The sequence below is a fragment of the Halospeciosus flavus genome, assembly GCF_029814175.1.
Taxonomy (GTDB): Archaea; Halobacteriota; Halobacteria; order Halobacteriales; family Halobacteriaceae; genus Halospeciosus; species Halospeciosus flavus.
This window is the reverse complement of the sequence record NZ_CP122312.1, coordinates 2,742,888-2,759,252: the sequence shown is the minus strand read 5'-3', so window position 1 is coordinate 2,759,252 and position 16,365 is coordinate 2,742,888. Positions and strand designations below refer to the sequence as shown.

General features: G+C 67.8%; 15 protein-coding genes. 8 read left to right on the top strand and 7 right to left on the bottom strand.

Features of this window, described 5'->3' with window-relative positions; translation table 11 throughout:
* Positions 1-48 precede the first annotated feature (48 nt).
* On the bottom strand, positions 49-1,278 hold the full coding sequence (gene pan2, locus P0Y33_RS14560) for a proteasome-activating nucleotidase Pan2 (protein WP_279528111.1): 1,230 nt from the start codon (positions 1,276-1,278) through the stop codon (positions 49-51).
* A 112-nt stretch (positions 1,279-1,390) separates the two neighbouring features.
* On the bottom strand, positions 1,391-3,181 hold the full coding sequence (gene pepF, locus P0Y33_RS14555) for an oligoendopeptidase F (RefSeq protein ID WP_279528110.1): 1,791 nt from the start codon (positions 3,179-3,181) through the stop codon (positions 1,391-1,393).
* Positions 3,182-3,369: 188 nt separating this feature from the next.
* Here pepF and P0Y33_RS14550 point away from each other — a divergent pair, with 188 nt between their 5' ends.
* Together P0Y33_RS14550 and P0Y33_RS14545 are read left to right on the top strand one after the other, a co-directional pair.
* Positions 3,370-4,059 (top strand): rhomboid family intramembrane serine protease, encoded by a 690-nt coding sequence (locus P0Y33_RS14550; protein WP_279528109.1) that lies wholly within the window; start codon positions 3,370-3,372, stop codon positions 4,057-4,059.
* Between the two features lie 40 nt (positions 4,060-4,099).
* Entirely contained in the window at positions 4,100-5,440 is a 1,341-nt protein-coding gene (locus P0Y33_RS14545) for a M28 family metallopeptidase (RefSeq protein ID WP_279528108.1), read from the top strand.
* A 109-nt stretch (positions 5,441-5,549) separates the two neighbouring features.
* Here P0Y33_RS14545 and truA read toward each other — a convergent pair whose 3' ends face one another.
* Positions 5,550-6,353, bottom strand: coding sequence for a tRNA pseudouridine(38-40) synthase TruA (gene truA / locus P0Y33_RS14540; protein WP_279528107.1), 804 nt, complete (start codon positions 6,351-6,353; stop codon positions 5,550-5,552).
* A 114-nt stretch (positions 6,354-6,467) separates the two neighbouring features.
* Here truA and P0Y33_RS14535 point away from each other — a divergent pair, with 114 nt between their 5' ends.
* Positions 6,468-6,986 carry a PadR family transcriptional regulator gene (locus tag P0Y33_RS14535; protein ID WP_279528106.1) on the top strand — a complete coding sequence of 173 codons (519 nt, stop codon included), beginning with the start codon at positions 6,468-6,470 and terminating at the stop codon, positions 6,984-6,986.
* Here the strand turns inward: P0Y33_RS14535 and P0Y33_RS14530 are convergent.
* From P0Y33_RS14530 to pyrH, 3 genes are all read right to left on the bottom strand, one after another.
* Positions 6,979-8,748, bottom strand: a complete 1,770-nt coding sequence (locus tag P0Y33_RS14530; RefSeq protein WP_279528105.1) for a site-2 protease family protein — start codon at positions 8,746-8,748, stop codon at positions 6,979-6,981. The two genes, P0Y33_RS14535 and P0Y33_RS14530, sit on opposite strands and share 8 nt — an antisense overlap.
* 238 nt (positions 8,749-8,986) lie before the next feature.
* Positions 8,987-10,648, bottom strand: a complete 1,662-nt coding sequence (gene lysS / locus P0Y33_RS14525; RefSeq protein WP_279528104.1) for a lysine--tRNA ligase — start codon at positions 10,646-10,648, stop codon at positions 8,987-8,989.
* Positions 10,645-11,364: a UMP kinase gene (gene pyrH / locus P0Y33_RS14520; RefSeq protein ID WP_279528103.1), complete on the bottom strand. Its 720-nt coding sequence runs from the start codon at positions 11,362-11,364 to the stop codon at positions 10,645-10,647. Before pyrH ends, lysS begins: the two co-directional genes overlap by 4 nt.
* A 112-nt stretch (positions 11,365-11,476) precedes the next feature.
* Here pyrH and P0Y33_RS14515 point away from each other — a divergent pair, with 112 nt between their 5' ends.
* From P0Y33_RS14515 to P0Y33_RS14500, 4 genes are all read left to right on the top strand, one after another.
* Positions 11,477-11,746 carry a hypothetical protein gene (locus P0Y33_RS14515; protein ID WP_279528102.1) on the top strand — a complete coding sequence of 90 codons (270 nt, stop codon included), beginning with the start codon at positions 11,477-11,479 and terminating at the stop codon, positions 11,744-11,746.
* 40 nt (positions 11,747-11,786) lie between these two features.
* Positions 11,787-12,572, top strand: a complete 786-nt coding sequence (locus P0Y33_RS14510; protein WP_279528101.1) for a molybdopterin synthase — start codon at positions 11,787-11,789, stop codon at positions 12,570-12,572.
* A 201-nt stretch (positions 12,573-12,773) separates the two neighbouring features.
* Positions 12,774-13,025 (top strand): DUF7123 family protein, encoded by a 252-nt coding sequence (locus tag P0Y33_RS14505; RefSeq protein WP_279528100.1) that lies wholly within the window; start codon positions 12,774-12,776, stop codon positions 13,023-13,025.
* A 141-nt stretch (positions 13,026-13,166) separates the two neighbouring features.
* A complete protein-coding gene (locus P0Y33_RS14500) occupies positions 13,167-14,288 on the top strand; it encodes a site-2 protease family protein (protein ID WP_279528099.1) in 1,122 nt (373 codons plus the stop codon).
* A gap of 9 nt (positions 14,289-14,297) precedes the next feature.
* Here P0Y33_RS14500 and thiL read toward each other — a convergent pair whose 3' ends face one another.
* Positions 14,298-15,170, bottom strand: a complete 873-nt coding sequence (thiL, locus tag P0Y33_RS14495) for a thiamine-phosphate kinase (protein ID WP_279528098.1) — start codon at positions 15,168-15,170, stop codon at positions 14,298-14,300.
* 111 nt (positions 15,171-15,281) lie between these two features.
* Between thiL and P0Y33_RS14490 the strand changes: the two genes are divergently transcribed.
* The gene (locus tag P0Y33_RS14490) at positions 15,282-16,325 is read left to right on the top strand and encodes a lysylphosphatidylglycerol synthase transmembrane domain-containing protein (protein WP_279528097.1); all 1,044 of its coding nucleotides are present in this window, start codon (positions 15,282-15,284) and stop codon (positions 16,323-16,325) included.
* Positions 16,326-16,365 lie beyond the last annotated feature (40 nt).

The following is a 16,365-nucleotide window of genomic DNA, read 5'->3' as shown; positions in this document are numbered from 1 at the left end:
GGAGAAAAGCCCGATGGCCGGGTCCGGCGGAGGCCTCGATCGGCCGCGTCAGTGGACGTAGCTCGCGTAGGAGGGCATCGAGCCATCCTCGGAACTCTCGACGATCTTCGTGTAGGCGTCGTCGAAGTCCTGCATCTTCACCTCGTCGCGGCCGTCGCGGATGGCGAACATGCCGGCTTCGGTGGTGAGACTCTCCAGTTCCGCACCGGAGAAGCCCTCGGTCTTCGACGCGAGCGTCTCGTAGTCGACGGCTTCCGCGAGGTTCATGCCCTCGGTGTGGATCTCGAGGATGCGCTCGCGGGCCTCCTGGTCGGGGTTGGGGACCTCGATGAGACGGTCGAAGCGACCGGGACGGAGGATGGCCGAGTCGAGCATGTCGAAGCGGTTGGTCGCCGCGATGATGCGGACGTCGCCGCGCTCGTCGAAGCCGTCCATCTCGGAGAGGAGTTGCATCATCGTGCGCTGGACCTCGGCGTCGCCGGAGGTCTTCGAGTCCGTCCGTTCGGCGGCGACGGCGTCGATCTCGTCGATGAAGATGATGGCGGGCTCTTCCTTCTCGGCGAGTTCGAAGAGGTCGCGGACGAGCCGCGAGCCCTCGCCGATGAACTTCTGGACGAGTTCGGAGCCGGCCATCTTGATGAAGGTGGCGTCGGTCTCGTTGGCGACGGCCTTCGCCATCATCGTCTTCCCCGTCCCCGGCGGCCCGTAGAGGAGCACGCCGCTCGGCGGTTCGACGCCAACCTTCTCGAACTGTTCGGGGTTGACGAGGGGGTCCTCGACGGCCTCGCGGACCTCGCGGAGTTTCTCCTCGAGGCCACCGATGTCGTCGTACTCGACGGAGGGCGACTGGTCGACCTCCATCGCCTGGGCGCGGGCGTCCGTCTCGTCGTCGAGGACGCGCTGGATGGAGAACGAGTCGTTGATGGCGACTCGGTCACCGATCTCGACGCGCTCGCGGAGGCGGTCGCCGACCTCGGTGAGGACCTCTTGGTTGTTACCGTGTTGTTTGATGACGGCCCCGTCCTCGTTGAGGTCCTCGACGGTGGCGATGTAGAGGGAGGCAGTCTTCAGCGTCTCGTTCTCGCGTTGGAGTTCGTCCACCTGTTCGCGAAGGTCTTCACGCTTCTCGCGAACGGACTCGAGTTGCTCCTCGAGCTCCTCGTGGACGTCCTGCAGTTCCTCGAAGTGTTCTTTCAGCGCGGAGAGGCGTTCCTCGGGGGTCGATTCGGGGTCGACCTCCAGGGTCGGCCGGTCCGGCAAACTCGGGCTACGGGACATCTGCTCGCTCACAGGTAGGTCCCGGAGAAAGAAGTTCCTTTGGGTCACGGTCACTTCGCCGGCGGGTTTCGGTGACCGGCCTGTACCACGGGGAGACGGTGTCTCGCCGCCGTCAGAGGAGGGCGTTCATCTCGTCGAGGTAGTCGTCGTACACCTCGATGGCGCGCTCGACCGGTTCGGGCGAGCGCATGTCGACGCCGGCACTCCGGAGGAGCTCGAGCGGGTAGTCGGTCGCCCCCGACTGCAGGAAGTCGACGTAGCGCTCGGCCGCCGGTTCGCCCTCGTCGAGGATGTCCTGGACGAGCGCGACGGCGGCGGAGATGCCGGTCGCGTACTGGTACACGTAGAAATTGTAGTAGAAGTGGGGGATACGCATCCACTCGCGGGCGATGGTGTCGTCGACGTTCGCCGGTTCGTAGTAGAGTTCCTTGCGGTCGCGGTAGGTCTCGTCGAAGACGTCGGGCGTGAGCGCCTCGCCCTCTTCGGCGAGTTCGTGGACGCGGTGTTCGAAGTCCGCGAAGAGGGTCTGGCGGAACAGCGTCGAGCGGAACCGTTCGAGGTACTCGTTGAGGACGTGGCGGCGGAACGTCTCGTCCTCGACCGTCTCCAGGAGGTGGTGGGTGAGGAGCGTCTCGTTCACCGTCGAGGCGACCTCGGCCACGAAGATCTCGTAGTTCGAGTAGACGTACGGCTGGTGCTCGCTGGTGAGTTGTGAGTGCAGCGAGTGGCCGAGTTCGTGGGCCAGGGTGAACATCGACTCGATGTCCTCCTGGTAGTTCATCAGGATGAACGGCTGGGTGTCGTAGGCGCCGCCGGAGTACGCTCCCGAACGCTTCCCGCGACTCTCGTAGACGTCGACCCAGCGGTCCTCCAACCCCTGCGCGACGCGCTGCTGGTAGTCCTCGCCGAGGGGGGCGACCGCCTCGACGATGTGGTCTTTGGCCTCCTCGTAGTCGACTTCGGGCTTCTCGTCGCCGACGAGCGGCATGTAGAGGTCCCACATCTCCAGCGTGTCGACGTCGAGCGCCTCGCGCTTCAGGTCGGCGTGGCGGTGGAGGACGTCGACGTTGGCCTCGACGGTGTCGACGAGGTTGTCGTACACCTCGACGGGGATGTTCGGGCCGTCGAGGGCGGCCTCGCGGGCCGAGTCGTAGTCGCGGGCGCGGGCGAGTTTCACGTCGGTCTTCACACTGTGCTTCAGGGTGGTGCCGACGGTGTTCCGGACGTCCGAGAGCGTCCCGTAGTAGGCGTCGTACACCTCCTCGCGGAACTCGCGGTCCTCGTGTTTGAGGAGTTTCGTGAAGTTCGACTGGGTGATCTCGACCGCCTCGCCGTCGGGTCTCTCGACGGTCGGGAAGGTGAGGTCGGCGTTCGTCAGTTTCCCGTAGGTGTCGGAGGGCGCGCCCAGGACCTCGCCGAGGTCCGAGAGGAGCGCCTCGACCTCCGCCGAGCGGGTGTGGTCCTTCATCCGGATGACGTCGTCGAGGTAGTGGTCGTACACCTCCAGCCCGTCGGTCTCCTCGATCGTCTCCTCCAGTTCGTCGCGGGAGAGCGACTGGACGGCGGGGTCGATGAAACTCGCCGCACTCGACGCCTCCGACACGAGCGAACTCGCCCGCGCGGAGAGCGCCTGGTAGTGCTGGTCGCGGAGGTCCTCGTCCGAACGCATACTCGCGTAGGAGGACACCTTCGAGACGAGGCGCATCACCTCGTCGCGGAGTTCGAGCACTTCGAGGAGGGTCTCGCCGTCGGAGAGGTCCGCGTCCTCGTAGCGGGCCAGTTCCTCGACCTTCGACTCGGCACGCTCGTAGGCGTGCTCCCAGTCCTCGTCCGTCGCGTAGACGCTCTCGAGGTCCCACCGGTACTCCTCGGGGATCTCCTCGCGTTCGGGGACACTGCTCATGGGTGTACGGAACGGACAATCGTGGTTAAGTGTTCGCGAATAGGCACACGGGTAGCCGACGTATCAATATTCAGTGGTACCAATCGCCACACCAGTCGTATCGACTCAGTTGAGTGTCTAAGCGTGTTGAACGAACGCCTACGAAATCCTGACAATCTCTCTTGGCGTCGACGGGCGAACTGCCGACGATGGCGAACAGGAACGGACGCCGTTCGACGTTCGCGAGCGTCGAGGGGACCTGCGAATGCCTCCTGCGTTCGTGGGCGACGACGGTCCTCTGTGTCTTCCTCCTGAGTTGGTTCTTCCTGGTCGAGATGCCGGTGTACGCCGCCGCGCCGACGCCGCAGTACCAACGGCTGTTCTACCTTACGTCCGAGTGGTTGACCCTCTGGTCGCCGTTCGCCTCGGTCTCCCACCGGACGACCGCACACCTCCTCGAGAACCTCGCGATCCTCGGACTGTTCGGGTGGCAGGTCGAGCGACACGAGCCACGTCACCGCTACGTCCTCTTCTTCCTGCTCGTCGCCTACGTCGCGCTCTGCGTCGAGTCCTTCGTGACGTCTCGGCTACTGAAGGCGCGCGTCCTCACCATCGGGTCGAGCGGTGGCGTCCTCGCCGTCGCGACGTACGCGACCGTCACGGCAGTCCCGGCCCGCCGGTTCTTCAGGGACTGGTACCCCTCGTCGTTCCGCGAGGGCGTCGTCTCCCTCGCCCACAACCCCTCCGTCGTGCTGCTGGTCGTGGGCACGGTCGCCATCCCCGCGACGCTGCTCGGCGACTTCCTCTACCCGACCGGCGACGTCGGTCGCTACGCCCACCTGACCGGTGTCCTCGTCGGCGGGGCGTACGGTCTCTACGCGCTCTGGCGGGACTACTGAATCGGACAGTACTTTTCACGCCGCCGGACGACGGCCCGACATGGACCTCTCGGACGACCTCCGACGCGCGCTCGGGCGAGCCTGGGCCGACGACTTCCCCTGGACCTTCCTGACCGAGTTGACCGAACTCGGGAGCCGAATGGCCGGCCACCCCGGCGAACTCCGGTCGGCCGAACTCGTCGCCGACGCCCTCCGCGACGCGGGCGCTCGCGACGTGACGCTCGACTCGTTCCCGATACAGGTGTGGACACGCGGCGACACGCGACTGGCCGTCACCGACCCCGTCGAGCGCTCCTTCGAGGCCATCGCCCTCCCGTACTGCCCGCAGGGCGACGTAACCGCCGAACTCGTCGACGTGGGCCACGGGACACCCGCGGAGATAGACGACGCCGAGGTCGCCGGGAAGGTCGCGCTCGCGACGACCGAGTCGCCGCGCTCGCTCGACCGGTTCCTCCACCGGATGGAGAAGTTCGGGCACGCCGCCGCTGCGGGCGCGGAGGCGTTCGTCTTCGCCAACCACAAAGAGGGCCAACACCCGCCGACGGGGTCGCTCCGCTTCGACCAGGAGGCCGCCATCCCCGGCGTCGGCGTCTCTCACGAGACCGGCGAGTGGCTCCGGGAGTACGCCGAGCGCGGCGGTCGTGTCGCCATCGAGGTCGACGCCCGGACCGAACGGGGCGAGAGTCACAACGCCCACGGCGTCTTCGGTCCCGACGGCGACAGCACCGACGAAGAGATCGTCCTCGTCGCCCACCACGACGCCCACGACATCGCGGAGGGCGCGCTGGACAACGGTTGTGGCATCACGACTGCCGTGGCCGCCGCCCGCCTCCTCGCCGACGTCGAAGACGAACTCGACTGTCGCGTCCGCGTGGCGGGTGTCGGCTCGGAGGAAGTCGGGCTGTTGGGGTCGGACGCGCTCGCGGAGAAACTCGACCTCCGGAACGTGAAGGCCGTCGTCAACGCCGACGGGGCCGGACGCTACCGGACGCTACGGGCGTTCACACACGGCAACGACGCCTTCGAGGAACCGCTCGACGCCGTCTCGGAGGCGACGAACCGACCGGTCGCGGTCGAGTCGAACCTCCACCCGTTCAGCGACCACTGGCCCTTCCTCCGGCGGGGGGTCCCCGCGGTACAACTCCACAGCGTCACCCCCGAACGTGGACGTGGCTGGGGACACACGCACGCCGACACCAGGGACAAGGCCGACGGCCGAAACCTCCGAGAACACGCGATGTTGACCGCCCTGCTCGTGCTCGAACTCTCGCGGCGTGAGGTGCCACGAGTGGACGAACACGACTTGCGGGCGGGACTGGAGGGCCGAGGGTTCGAACCGGGGATGCAGGCCGCGGACATCTGGCCCGAGACCTGGGACTGACGGCGACGCGAGCGAGAGAGTGGCTGTGCCTCGGTGCTCGCGAGAGGCGTCGCGCCTGCCGGCGAGAGTACCGACGACCCACCTATCGAAGTAGCTACCTCCTAGTGGGTTAGGTATCGGTCCGCGACACGACTTCGTCGGCGACCCTGCTTCGGGTTCGCCACTCGACGTGTTTCTCCTCGAATATCTCTCGCGTCGACGCGACCGCCTGGGCGTCGGGTTCGAAGTCGACGTCGTAGTCGGCGTCGGCGAGGACGAGCGGGTGTGCCGGCGCGGGCGGGACGCCCTCGGGTCCCGAGACCGGTTCGGGGCCGAGGACGCGGTCGACCTTGTCGACGGGCGAGGTTCCGGCACCGACGGCGTCGACGAGCGAGACGATTCGTCGGACGAGTTCCCGACAGAAGCCGCCCGCCCGGAGTGTCAGGACGACGTAGTCGCCGTCGCGTTCGACGTCGACGGCGAGGTCACGGACGGTGTTGCGCTCGTCCGGCGTGAGGTTGTGGAAGTCGTGACGTCCGCGGAGGCGGTCACACGCGTCGTGGACGCGGTCGTCGTCGAGGTCGGGACCGTAGAGGTGGTAGACGTACGTGCGCGAGCGGGCGTGGTGCGTCGCGTGGAAGTCCGCCGGGACGTCGGCGCTCGCCCACACCCGGACGTGTGCGGGGAGTTGTGAGTTGAACGCTCGTGGGGAGAGCCAGTCGGGTGCTTCGAAGGCGACCGTCTGGCGGACCGCCGACACGCCGGCGTCGGTCCGGCCGGCGGCGGCGTACCCCGGCGGTTTCTCGTCGTCGGCCGCGAGGACGTCGAGGGCGCGGAGCGCGTCGAAGAGCACGCCCTCGACCGTCGGAACCGAGGGCTGTCGCTGGAAACCGTAGTACGGCCGGCCGTCGTAGGCGACGCGGAACGCGCGCATTCGCCGACAGGTTCGGGGCGATGGGCGTTAACTCCGCGGTTCCGGCCACACCAGTGCCACGCTATCTCTCCCCAATCGAAACGCTTTCCCACACCCCCGGAAACAACGCAGACGATGCGAAAGAGCGGCCCGCCGAAAGGTCTCGTCTCCTACCTCGTTCTCGAACTCCTCGCGGAGAAGCCCCGGTACGGCTACGAGATACTCAAGGAGATCGAGGAGTTGAGCGGCGGTCACTGGGAACCCTCCTACGGGTCGGTCTACCCCATCCTCTACAAGTTCGAAGACGAGGGGTACGCCCGCCGTATCGAGCGAGCGGACGAACCCGACCGCAAGTACTTCGAACTCACCGACGCCGGCCACGACGAACTCGACGCGAAGCGCGGCGAAGTCGGTGGGACGGCCCGCGAGTTCGCCGACGTCATCCTCGGTTTCTACCACGTGTACGTCACGCTCGCCATCGACGGCCGCTTCGCGGTGGAGAACCCGGAGGAAGGGTGGCAGTTCGACGAGGAGTTCTCGACGTGGATCGTCGAACAACTCGTCAGACACCACGAACGGGACTTCGGTGAGTTCGAACGGATCGACGAGACCCCCGAGGCGTTCTACGAACGGTTGGGTCTCGACGTCAGTTGAGGAGTTCCGGTCCGAACACCATCAACAGGAGGCTGACGAGCATCAACAGGCCGACGCTGGTGGTGACCGTCCGGACCGCCTGTCGCCGGTCCTCGATGGGGAGTCGCGAGACGACACCCTCCGCCGACATCCGGAGGAGGTGGCCGCCGTCGAGCGGGAAGGCGGGGATGCAGTTGAAGAAACCGAGGTTGAGGTTGACCCACCCCGTCCAGAACAGGAGGTTCGCGAGGATGAAGACGAACCCGCCGAGCGGCGCGAGCGGCCCCTCGACGACGAAGAAGTTGGTCCACGGCGCGACGAAGCCGGCGAAGTTGAACGGGAGGCCGGCGACGACGCCGATGAACGGCAACACGAGCACCTGGAAGACGTTCTGCGCGAAGTTCCCGCCACCGTCGCCGCCGAGCATGTCGAGGAACGTCTCGGCGGGGTAGAACTCGACGCCGAAGTCGGTGACGCTCATCCCGCTGAGTCCGGGGTACGCCTGGACGCCGAGGAACCCGCCCTGGTCGCCGGAGCGGTCGCCGAGCGAGACGGAGAACGTCCGACGCTCACCGTCGACGTAGCCGACGAGCGAGACCTGCTGGCCGGGTTCGGTCCCGTCGAGTGCCGCGGTGACGTCCTCCGGACCGAGCACGCGCTCCCCGTTCACCCGCGTGAGGACGAGGTGCGTGTTCGCGCCGAGGTCGGTCTGCGTCGCGAACGGCGAGTCGGGGACGGTGACGACGAGCGCACCCATCGGTGCGGTCACGGTCTGGCCGTCGGCGGTCCGGAGCGTGGCGACCGGTCGGTCGCGGACGGCGTCGCGGAGCGCGGGTTCGGTGTGGACTTCCGTCCCGTTCACCGCGACGATGGTGGTCGGGTCGGACTGGTTCACCGGAATCGCGGCCAGCGGCGACGTCTTCTGGACGACGCCAGTGACCAGCAGTGACCGGGTGACGGTCGTCGTCCGCCCGCTGGCGAGTTCGACCGAGACGGTCCGGTCGGAGACGTTCAGGAGCGTGTCGCGGAGGTCTTCGTTGCTCTGGATGTCGTGGCCGGCGACGGCGACGAGACGGTCGCCCTTCTCGATTCCGGCGTCGGCGGCCGGGGACCCGGGGAGGGTGCTCCCGACGTGTGCACCGGGAGCGACGGCGATCGAACCGGTGACGGGACCGAACAGGAGCGCGAGTGCGAGCGCCGTGATCAGGAAGTTGTTGGTGACGCCCGCGGCGAACATCCGGGAGCGACTCCCGCGGTCGGCCGCCTGCTGGCTCTCCTCGTCGGGTTCGACGAACGCGCCGACGGGGAGCACCGCGAGGAGGACGACACCCATCGACTCGACGTCGATGTCCTCGACACGGCAGAGGATGCCGTGGCCCCCCTCGTGGACGACGAGTCCGACGAGGAGGCCGAACAGGATCTCGGGGGCGACCGCCAACGGGAGGAACTGGTTGACGCCGGGGATGACGAGGACGTTCCGGGGTTGGGTGATCGCACTCGGCGCCGGCGGGTTGACGAGCACGTTCACCGCCTGGACGACGAGCAGGAGGAACGCTCCCACGAGGACGACCATCGCCCCGCCGAGTCCGAAGTTGGCGTAGGCACGCCACGCTCGCTTCGGCCGGGCGAGCCAGTCGAGGAAGTCCTTCCCGCGCTGGGTGTGGAGCGTCACCAGCGGTCCCATCGTCCCCACCGACGAGGGGAGGACGCCCGACTGCCGGAGGAACACGAGTAGCAACCAGTAGAGCCCGATACCGAGCAGGACCCACGTCCAGGTATCCATCGTCCGCATCGTCGGGCGTCGCTCAGAAAGCGGTTTCGTTCGTGGGACTCGCAGGTATCGTCTGGAAAAGCGGTTCCGATGGGCCGCCGGAACAGCGGACAGCGAGCACTCCCCCCAGAGTGGCGTCGACGACTGCTCGGCGGTGTTCGAACGAAAGGGCGGAGCGCGGGTGGGCGTGGTGGCTACGTGTATCGGTACTCCAGAGACCGGGGGCTACGTGTGTAGCCCCGCGCGGTCGTCACCCCTCGCGGCGGAGGCGTCGAACGACGAACTCGTCGTCGAGTTTCGCGAGGAAGGGACCGAGTTTCGGTCCCTGGTCCTCGTCGAAGAAGAGGCGGTAGCCCGCGCCGAAGAAGTCGCCGACGTCGACGTCGTGGCGCTTGGCGATCTCGTAAATCTCGCCCTGGATCGCCTCGGGGTCGTCGTGGGTCTCGACGAAGTCCGCGAGTTCGTCGAGGGCCGCCCGGGTGTCCTCGTCGAAGTCCACGTCGGGCATCTCCGTGCGCTTCAGGTCGTAGTTGTAGGCGTTCTCCGTGCGGCGCGCCCAGTTGCGCGCGAGTTCGACGCGGTCGAGCGCCTGCTCGACGGCCCACTCGGGGGCGTCTTCGGGGATGTGCCCCTCGCGGCGGGCGATCTCCTCGCGGAGGTCGGGGTCGTCGGTCATGCCCAGCACCGCGGCGAACGTGTAGGGGAGGCGGATGCGCTCCTCGCGCACCTCGTCGACGAGGAACGGGTAGACGCGCTCGGCGAACGCGGTCTCCTGTTCGCTCGCGTCGACCTCGCCGAAGTAGACGCGTTCGAGGCGGTCGAACTCGTCGACGAGTTGGTCGAGGTTCTGGACGCTGAAGTCGCGGGCCTTGCTCGGGTCCTTCGCGAAGAAGTAGCGCAGGACCGGGAGTTCGACCAGGTCGAGGACGTCGCCGACGAGGACGACGTTCCCCTTCGAGGACGAGAACGGCTTCCCGTCGAGGGTGAACCACTCGTACACCATCGGGACGGGCGGTTCCTCGTCGAGGACGTTCAGCGAGATGTCGACGCCGGAGGGCCACGACCCCTCGGCGTGGTCCTTGCCGAACGGCTCGAAGTCCACGCCGAGGACCGTCCACTGCGCGGGCCACTCGAAGCGCCACGGCAGTTTGCCCTCGCGGAGCGAGACCGTCCCTTCGTGGCCACAGCCCTCGATGGTCTGGTCACCGGCCTCCATGTCGGTGCAGACGTAGTCGACCGTGCCCGCCTCGGCGTCGTAGTCCGTGACCGTCTCGGTCACCTTCCCGCACTCCTCGCAGATGGGGCGGAACGGGACGTAGTCCTCGTCGACCTTCTCCTGGTACTTCGAGAGGACGTCCCGGGCCTGCTCGACGTGGTCGAGGAGGTACGCCGTCACGTCCTCCAGGTCGCCGTCCTCGTAGAGTTCGGTGTTGGAGACCGTCTCGACCGGCACGCCGAGGAGGTCGGCGCTCCGCTCGATGAGGTTGGTGAAGTGTGCGCCGTAGGAGTCACAGCAGTCGAACGGGTCGGGGATGTCCGTGTACGGCTTCCCGAGGTTGCGTCCGAGGGCACCGGCGTTCACGTCCCCGAGGTCGACGATCTCGCCGTCGAGGTCGGCGAGTTTGCGGGGGAGACCGCGCAGGGGGTCGCGGTCGTCGGCGGTGAAGATCTGGCGGACGTCGTAGCCGCGCTCGCGGAGGACTTCGGCGACGAAGTAGCCCCGCATCAACTCGTTCATGTTGCCGAGGTGAGGGACTCCGGACGGGGAGATGCCGCCCTTGATGACGATGGGTTCCTCGGGGTCGCGGTCGAGGACGCGGTCGGCGATGCGGTCGGCCCAGAAGGCGTACTCGCCTTCACCCTCACTCAGCAGGTACGGGTCGTACTCGTCGAGTTCCTCGGCGTCGCTCATTGCTGGACCCAGTAGCTCATCTCGCCGTCCTCGCCCTCGGGGAGGATGTCCGTCCCGTCGTGTTCGCCGTGGAGGACCGCGTCGACGATGTTCTGCGGTTCGGTGCCGTCGAGGACGATGGTCCGGACCTCGGAGCGCTCGATGAGTTTCGCGGCCAGCAGGTCGACCGGCGCGGACGACCCCGCGGCCATCTCGATGTCCGCGATGACGTCGACGAGTTCCGAGGCGGTCATCTGGTCGAAGCGCTCGGCCTCGGCGGTCTCGTTCGGGTCGGCGCTGAACACGCCGGGGACGCTCGTGGCGTAGACGAGCAGGTCGGCGTCGGTGTACTCGGCGAGCGCGGCGCTGACGGCGTCGGTGGTCTGGCCGGCCGTGACGCCTCCCATGACCGCGACGTCGCCGCGGCGCATCGCCTCGCCGGCCTCCTCGTAGTCCTCCGCGGGACTCGGGGCGGCGGGAGCGCCCAGCGCCGCGATGAGCAGGCGGGCGTTCAGCCGTGTCACGTCGATCCCGATGTCGTCGAGTTGAATCTCGTTCGCGCCCAACGAGCGCGCGGTCTCGATGTACTCGCGGGCGACGCCGCCACCCCCAACGACGGCCCCGACGTCGCACCCTTCCTCGACCAGGTGCTCGATAGCGGCCGCGTGCTGTTCGACCCGTTCGTGTCGGAGGTCCGGCGCCAGCACGCTCCCCCCGATGGAAACCACAACGCGCATTCTTGGGCCGGATTAGCCGTGTTGCACTCTTAAGGGTTGCCAACTCCGCCCCCGGCGTCGCTCTGGCGTGGCCCACGGATTTATTTTCTTGTAGAATATATTTGGAAATAAGATGCTCGAAGCGTTCCTTGGCGTCCTCGTCCTGGTCGGCGCGCTCGCGGTCGCGGGACAGCCATCGTTCGGGCGTGGAGACCTCCAACTGGCTCGATTCGGTGGTGGCGTCGCCCTCCTCACGGCCGCCATCGCTGGCGGGCGCGCGGCCGGCGACGGCCTCACGTCGCTCGGTGGCGGGGTCCAGCACGTCCTCCTCCTCGCCGCCATCCTGGGTGTTCTCGGTGGACTCGGACTCGTCCTCGACGCGATGGAGGCGACGGCCCGGTAGAGGCGAAACTGCCAAACCCGGCGCTTTCCTCCTTCCGGGCATGTACGTGCTCGGTATCTCGACTGGAACCGACGTCGCCGTCGACCCGCTCGTCGACCGACTCGCCGACCGGTTCGCCGACGAGGGGTCGGTCGCCGTCGTCCGGGCCGGCGACGTCTCGACACCGGACCGAACGACCTACACCGTCGACGGGACCACCTGGACCGCCAGCGGAACCGGCCACGGCCTCGACGACGTCCTCGACGAACTCGCGCCGGACCACGACTACGCCCTCGTCGTCGGGTTCGAGGAGGCCCGCGTTCCCCACGTCGCTGTCGGGCAAGACGTCGACGTCGAGGAACCACTCCGCGCCGCCCTGGAACCGGCGGCACTCGACGTGGAGGCGCTCGTCGACGCACTCCACGACACCGAACCGCGCGAGACGCTGGCGTCGCTCGTCGCCGAGGCGAAACGCTCCCCGGAGGCGGAGTACGCCGGGGCCATCGCGACGTTCACCGGCCGGGTCCGCGCCAAGGACGAACCGGACGACGCCCGGACGACCGCGCTCTCCTTCGAGAAGTACGAGGGCGTCGCCGACGAGCGGATGACCGCCATCGAACGGGAGTTGACGGAGCGCGACGGCGTCCACGAAGTCGTCATGCATCACCGGACGGGAGTCGTCGAGTACGGCGAGGACATCGTCTTCGTCGTCGTCCTCGCGGGCCACCGCGGCGAGGCGTTCGAGACGGTCGAGGACGGCATCAACCGCCTGAAGGACGAGGTACCGCTGTTCAAGAAGGAGGTCACCGTCGAGGACGAATTCTGGGTCCACGACCGGTCCGAGTGACCGGCGACCGCCACCCGTCCGCGAGACGAATCGAATCGATCTAAGGAGTCGATAAAACGTCTAAACGTTTCTCGAAGGTTCGTGAAACGTCCCGACGCGACCGTGAAACGAATCCGTCGTCCGAAGAGACGCAAAACATCCCTAACGTTCCTGCCTTTATAACACCCCTCGGGCCATACGGACGAGTGAGGCGACAAACCCATGAGCGCCACCCTAGACCCCTCCACCGAGCCCGAGCGCGAGTCCAAGGAACGCCGCCTGCTCGACTACCTCCGCGAGAAGGCCGACGACGGCGAACTCTACTTCAAGAGTAAGTTCATCGCCGACGAGGTCGGTCTCTCCGCGAAGGAGATCGGCGCCCTGATGGTGAAGCTCCGCGACTCGGCGACCGACCTCGAGATCGAGAAGTGGTCGTACACCAGCGCGACCACGTGGCGCGTCTCGGCGAACTGACCCCGCGTTCGCCGTCGCCACCCCGACCGCCGCCCTCGGTCCCCTCCGTATCGCCCGACGACCGACTCGCCCGCCCCGCTTTCTCGCGTCTCTCGACCGCCGACCGTGGGTTTTAGCCGCTCCGTCACCTATCGAGGAGTAATGTCGGCCGACATCCCCGACGACGCGCCCGCGCCGCGGTCGTTCGCGTCGGTGTTCGACGTCTACGAGGTCCGCCGAGAGGACGAGGAGGTACTCTACTTCGGCGACCCACGTGCCGGTCAGGAGCGCCTCGTTCGGACGGTGTGGCCCCTCTTCCGCGAACGGGGGTACGAGGTCTCACTCGACCGCCGGATGGGCGAACTCGTCCTCGTCGCCGAACCCCTCGACCTCGGCGTCGACGGGGTCCCGTGGACGAACGTCCTCCTCTTCGGGTTGACCGTCCTCTCGACGCTGTTCGCGGGCGCGGGGTGGTACTACGTGCAGGACCTCACCTCGCCGGCCATCGTTCAGGCGCTCCCGTTCACGCTGGCCGTCCTCGGAGTGCTCGGCGTCCACGAGATGGGCCACTACGTCGCGAGTCGCTACTACGGGGTCCGGGCGAGTCTCCCCTACTTCATCCCCGTGCCGACGCTCATCGGGACGATGGGCGCCATCATCAAGATGCGCGGGCAGATGCCCGACCGGAAGGCGCTCTTCGACATCGGCGTCGCCGGCCCGCTCGCCGGGTTGGCGGCCACGCTCGTCGTCACCGTCGTCGGCCTGAAACTCCCGCCCGTGACGGTTCCCGAGTGGGTGTTGAACGCCCCGCCCGAGCAGACGATGGAGATCGTCTTCCATTACCCGATCCTGCTGAAGGGCATCGCGTGGCTCCTCGGCGAACCGCTGCGCTACCCCAACGACCCCTCGCTCGTCGTCAACCCCGTCGTCATCGGGGCGTGGGTCGGGATGTTCGTGACGTTCCTCAACCTCATCCCCGTGGGACAACTCGACGGCGGCCACATGCTCCGCGCGATGGTCGGCGAGACCCACGAACGGTTCGCCCCCGTCGTCCCCGGACTGCTGTTCGCACTCGCGGGCTACGTCTACTACGTCCTCGACGCCGGGAACGCGGCGACGCTGTGGGTCGTCTGGGGACTCATCGCGGTGTTCCTCGTGAACGCCGGGTCCGTCCGACCGGTCGACGACTCGCCGCTCGACCGGAAGCGGGTGGCCGTCGGCGTGTTCACCTTCCTGCTGGGAGTGCTGGCGTTCGTCCCGGTCCCCATCGAGATTATCGTCTGACGGCGAGAGTCAGTGGGTGTACCCGACGTCGGGGAGCGGTTCCCCGTCGAGGGTGACCCGCTCTCTGTCCGCAATCACCGTTCCGACGACGTGGAGCGAGACGTCCAGTTCGTCCCGGACGGTCTCGACGACGTCCTCGGGGAGCGTACAGACGAGTTCGAAGTCCTCGCCGGTGGTGAGCGCGCGGTCGAACGCCTCGGTCTCGTCGGCGGTCTCGCGGAGTTCCGGGGCGACCGGCACCGCCTCGCCGTCGAGGACGAATCCGCACTCACTCGCCTCGGCGAGTTGGTGGACCGACCGGGCGAGGCCGTCGCTGGAGTCCATCATCGCGGTCGCGTGCTCGCGTAGGGCGACGCCCGCGGCCACGCGCGGGGTGAAACGAAAGAGGGCGTTGGCGCGTTCGAGGTCGCCGGCCGCGAAGTAGTCGAGTGCGGCGGCCGTGCGCCCGAGGGTCCCGGTCACGCAGAGGACGTCACCCGGACGGGCACCGTCGCGAGTGACTGCTTCGTCCGTCTCGCCGACGGCGGCCGTCGCGACGGTGAACTCCTCCGTGTCGTCGAGGTCGCCTCCGACGTACGTGGCGTCGACGTGGTCGCAGACCTCACTCGCGCCCGCGACGAACTGTTCGAGGTCGTCGGGGTCGAACGCGGGCGCACCGTAGACTCCGACCGCGGCCGTCGCCTCGGCGCCCATCGCGGCGACGTCGGAGAGAGAGGCCCCGACGGCCCGCCACCCCGCCGTGTACCGGGTGGTGCCGGTAGGGAAGTCGGTCCGCTCGTGGAGCATGTCGATGGTGAGGACCGTCCCGTCGACGACGGCCGCGTCGTCGCCCGCCGCGTCGACGAGACCACCCACCAATCGGAGTGCCGCCCGCTCGTCCATAGTCGAGTGTTTCGACCGGCCCGAATAAAGCATCGGGGATTGGCGGTGAGTGGCGACCCGTTCGGCGTCGGTCGGAGGCTTTAGGCCGCCGGGTCCCGTCCCGGCGACTGAATGGAGTTCGACTCGCGTGGCGTCGCCCTCGGATTTCTCGGAGCGGCGGCCGTCTTGGGTGCCCTGCTCTGGTTCGTCGGGTTCGCACAGATACGGCAGGCGCTCGCGCTCCTCAGCGCGCAATCACTGCTCCTCATCGTCGGTGCGGGCCTCTGCTGGCTGGGGTCGTGGGGACTGACGCTCCGCCAGGTCCTCGACTCGCTCGACGTGCGGACGAGCGTCCCGAAGGCGATCCTCCTCTACGCGAGCGCGGCGTTCGCCAACAACATCACGCCGTTCGGTCAGGCCGGCGGCGAACCGTTCAGCGCGCTGCTCATCTCCCGGGCGACCGACTCGAAGTACGAGACCGGACTCGCGGCCATCGCGAGCGTCGACACGCTCAACTTCATCCCCTCCATCGCCCTCGCGACCATCGGGATGGCCTACTACGTGACGATGTTCGCCGTCGGCGACAGCATCCTCCTCGTCGCGGGCATCGTCGGGACGCTCGCCGTGGGCATCCCGATTCTCGGCTACCTCCTCTGGACGAACCGCGAGGCGGTCAAACACGGCATCGCTCGCGTTCTCGCGCCGACGTTCGCCACGCTCGGCGGCGTCGTTCCGGGCGTCCCCTCGCCCACGCGGAAGGCGATTCGCGGCCGCGTCGGGGCCTTCTTCGGCGCCGTCGAACGGGTCGGCCAGAAGCGCGAGGACCTCGCGACGGCCGTCCTCTGCTCCGCCCTCGGGTGGCTGTTCATGTGTCTCGCCCTCTACTTCTCGCTGCGGGCACTCGTCCCGGGGAACGGTATTCCGGTGTTCATCGTCTTCATCGTCGTCCCGGTCGCGACCATCGCGAGCATCCTCCCGCTGCCGGGAGGGGCGGGCGGCGTCGAGACGGCCATCGTCCTCCTGTTGGTCCCGACGACGGGCATCACCGCCGCCACCGCGACCTCGGCGGCCATCGTCTACCGCGGGGGGACCTACTGGCTCTCGACGCTCCTCGGCGGCATCGCCGCCGCCGTCCTCGAAGGGCCGGACGTGCCGTGGCGGACGTCCGAGGAGTGAGAGACGGCCCCATACGCGGGAAGAGCTAACGACGCGTTTA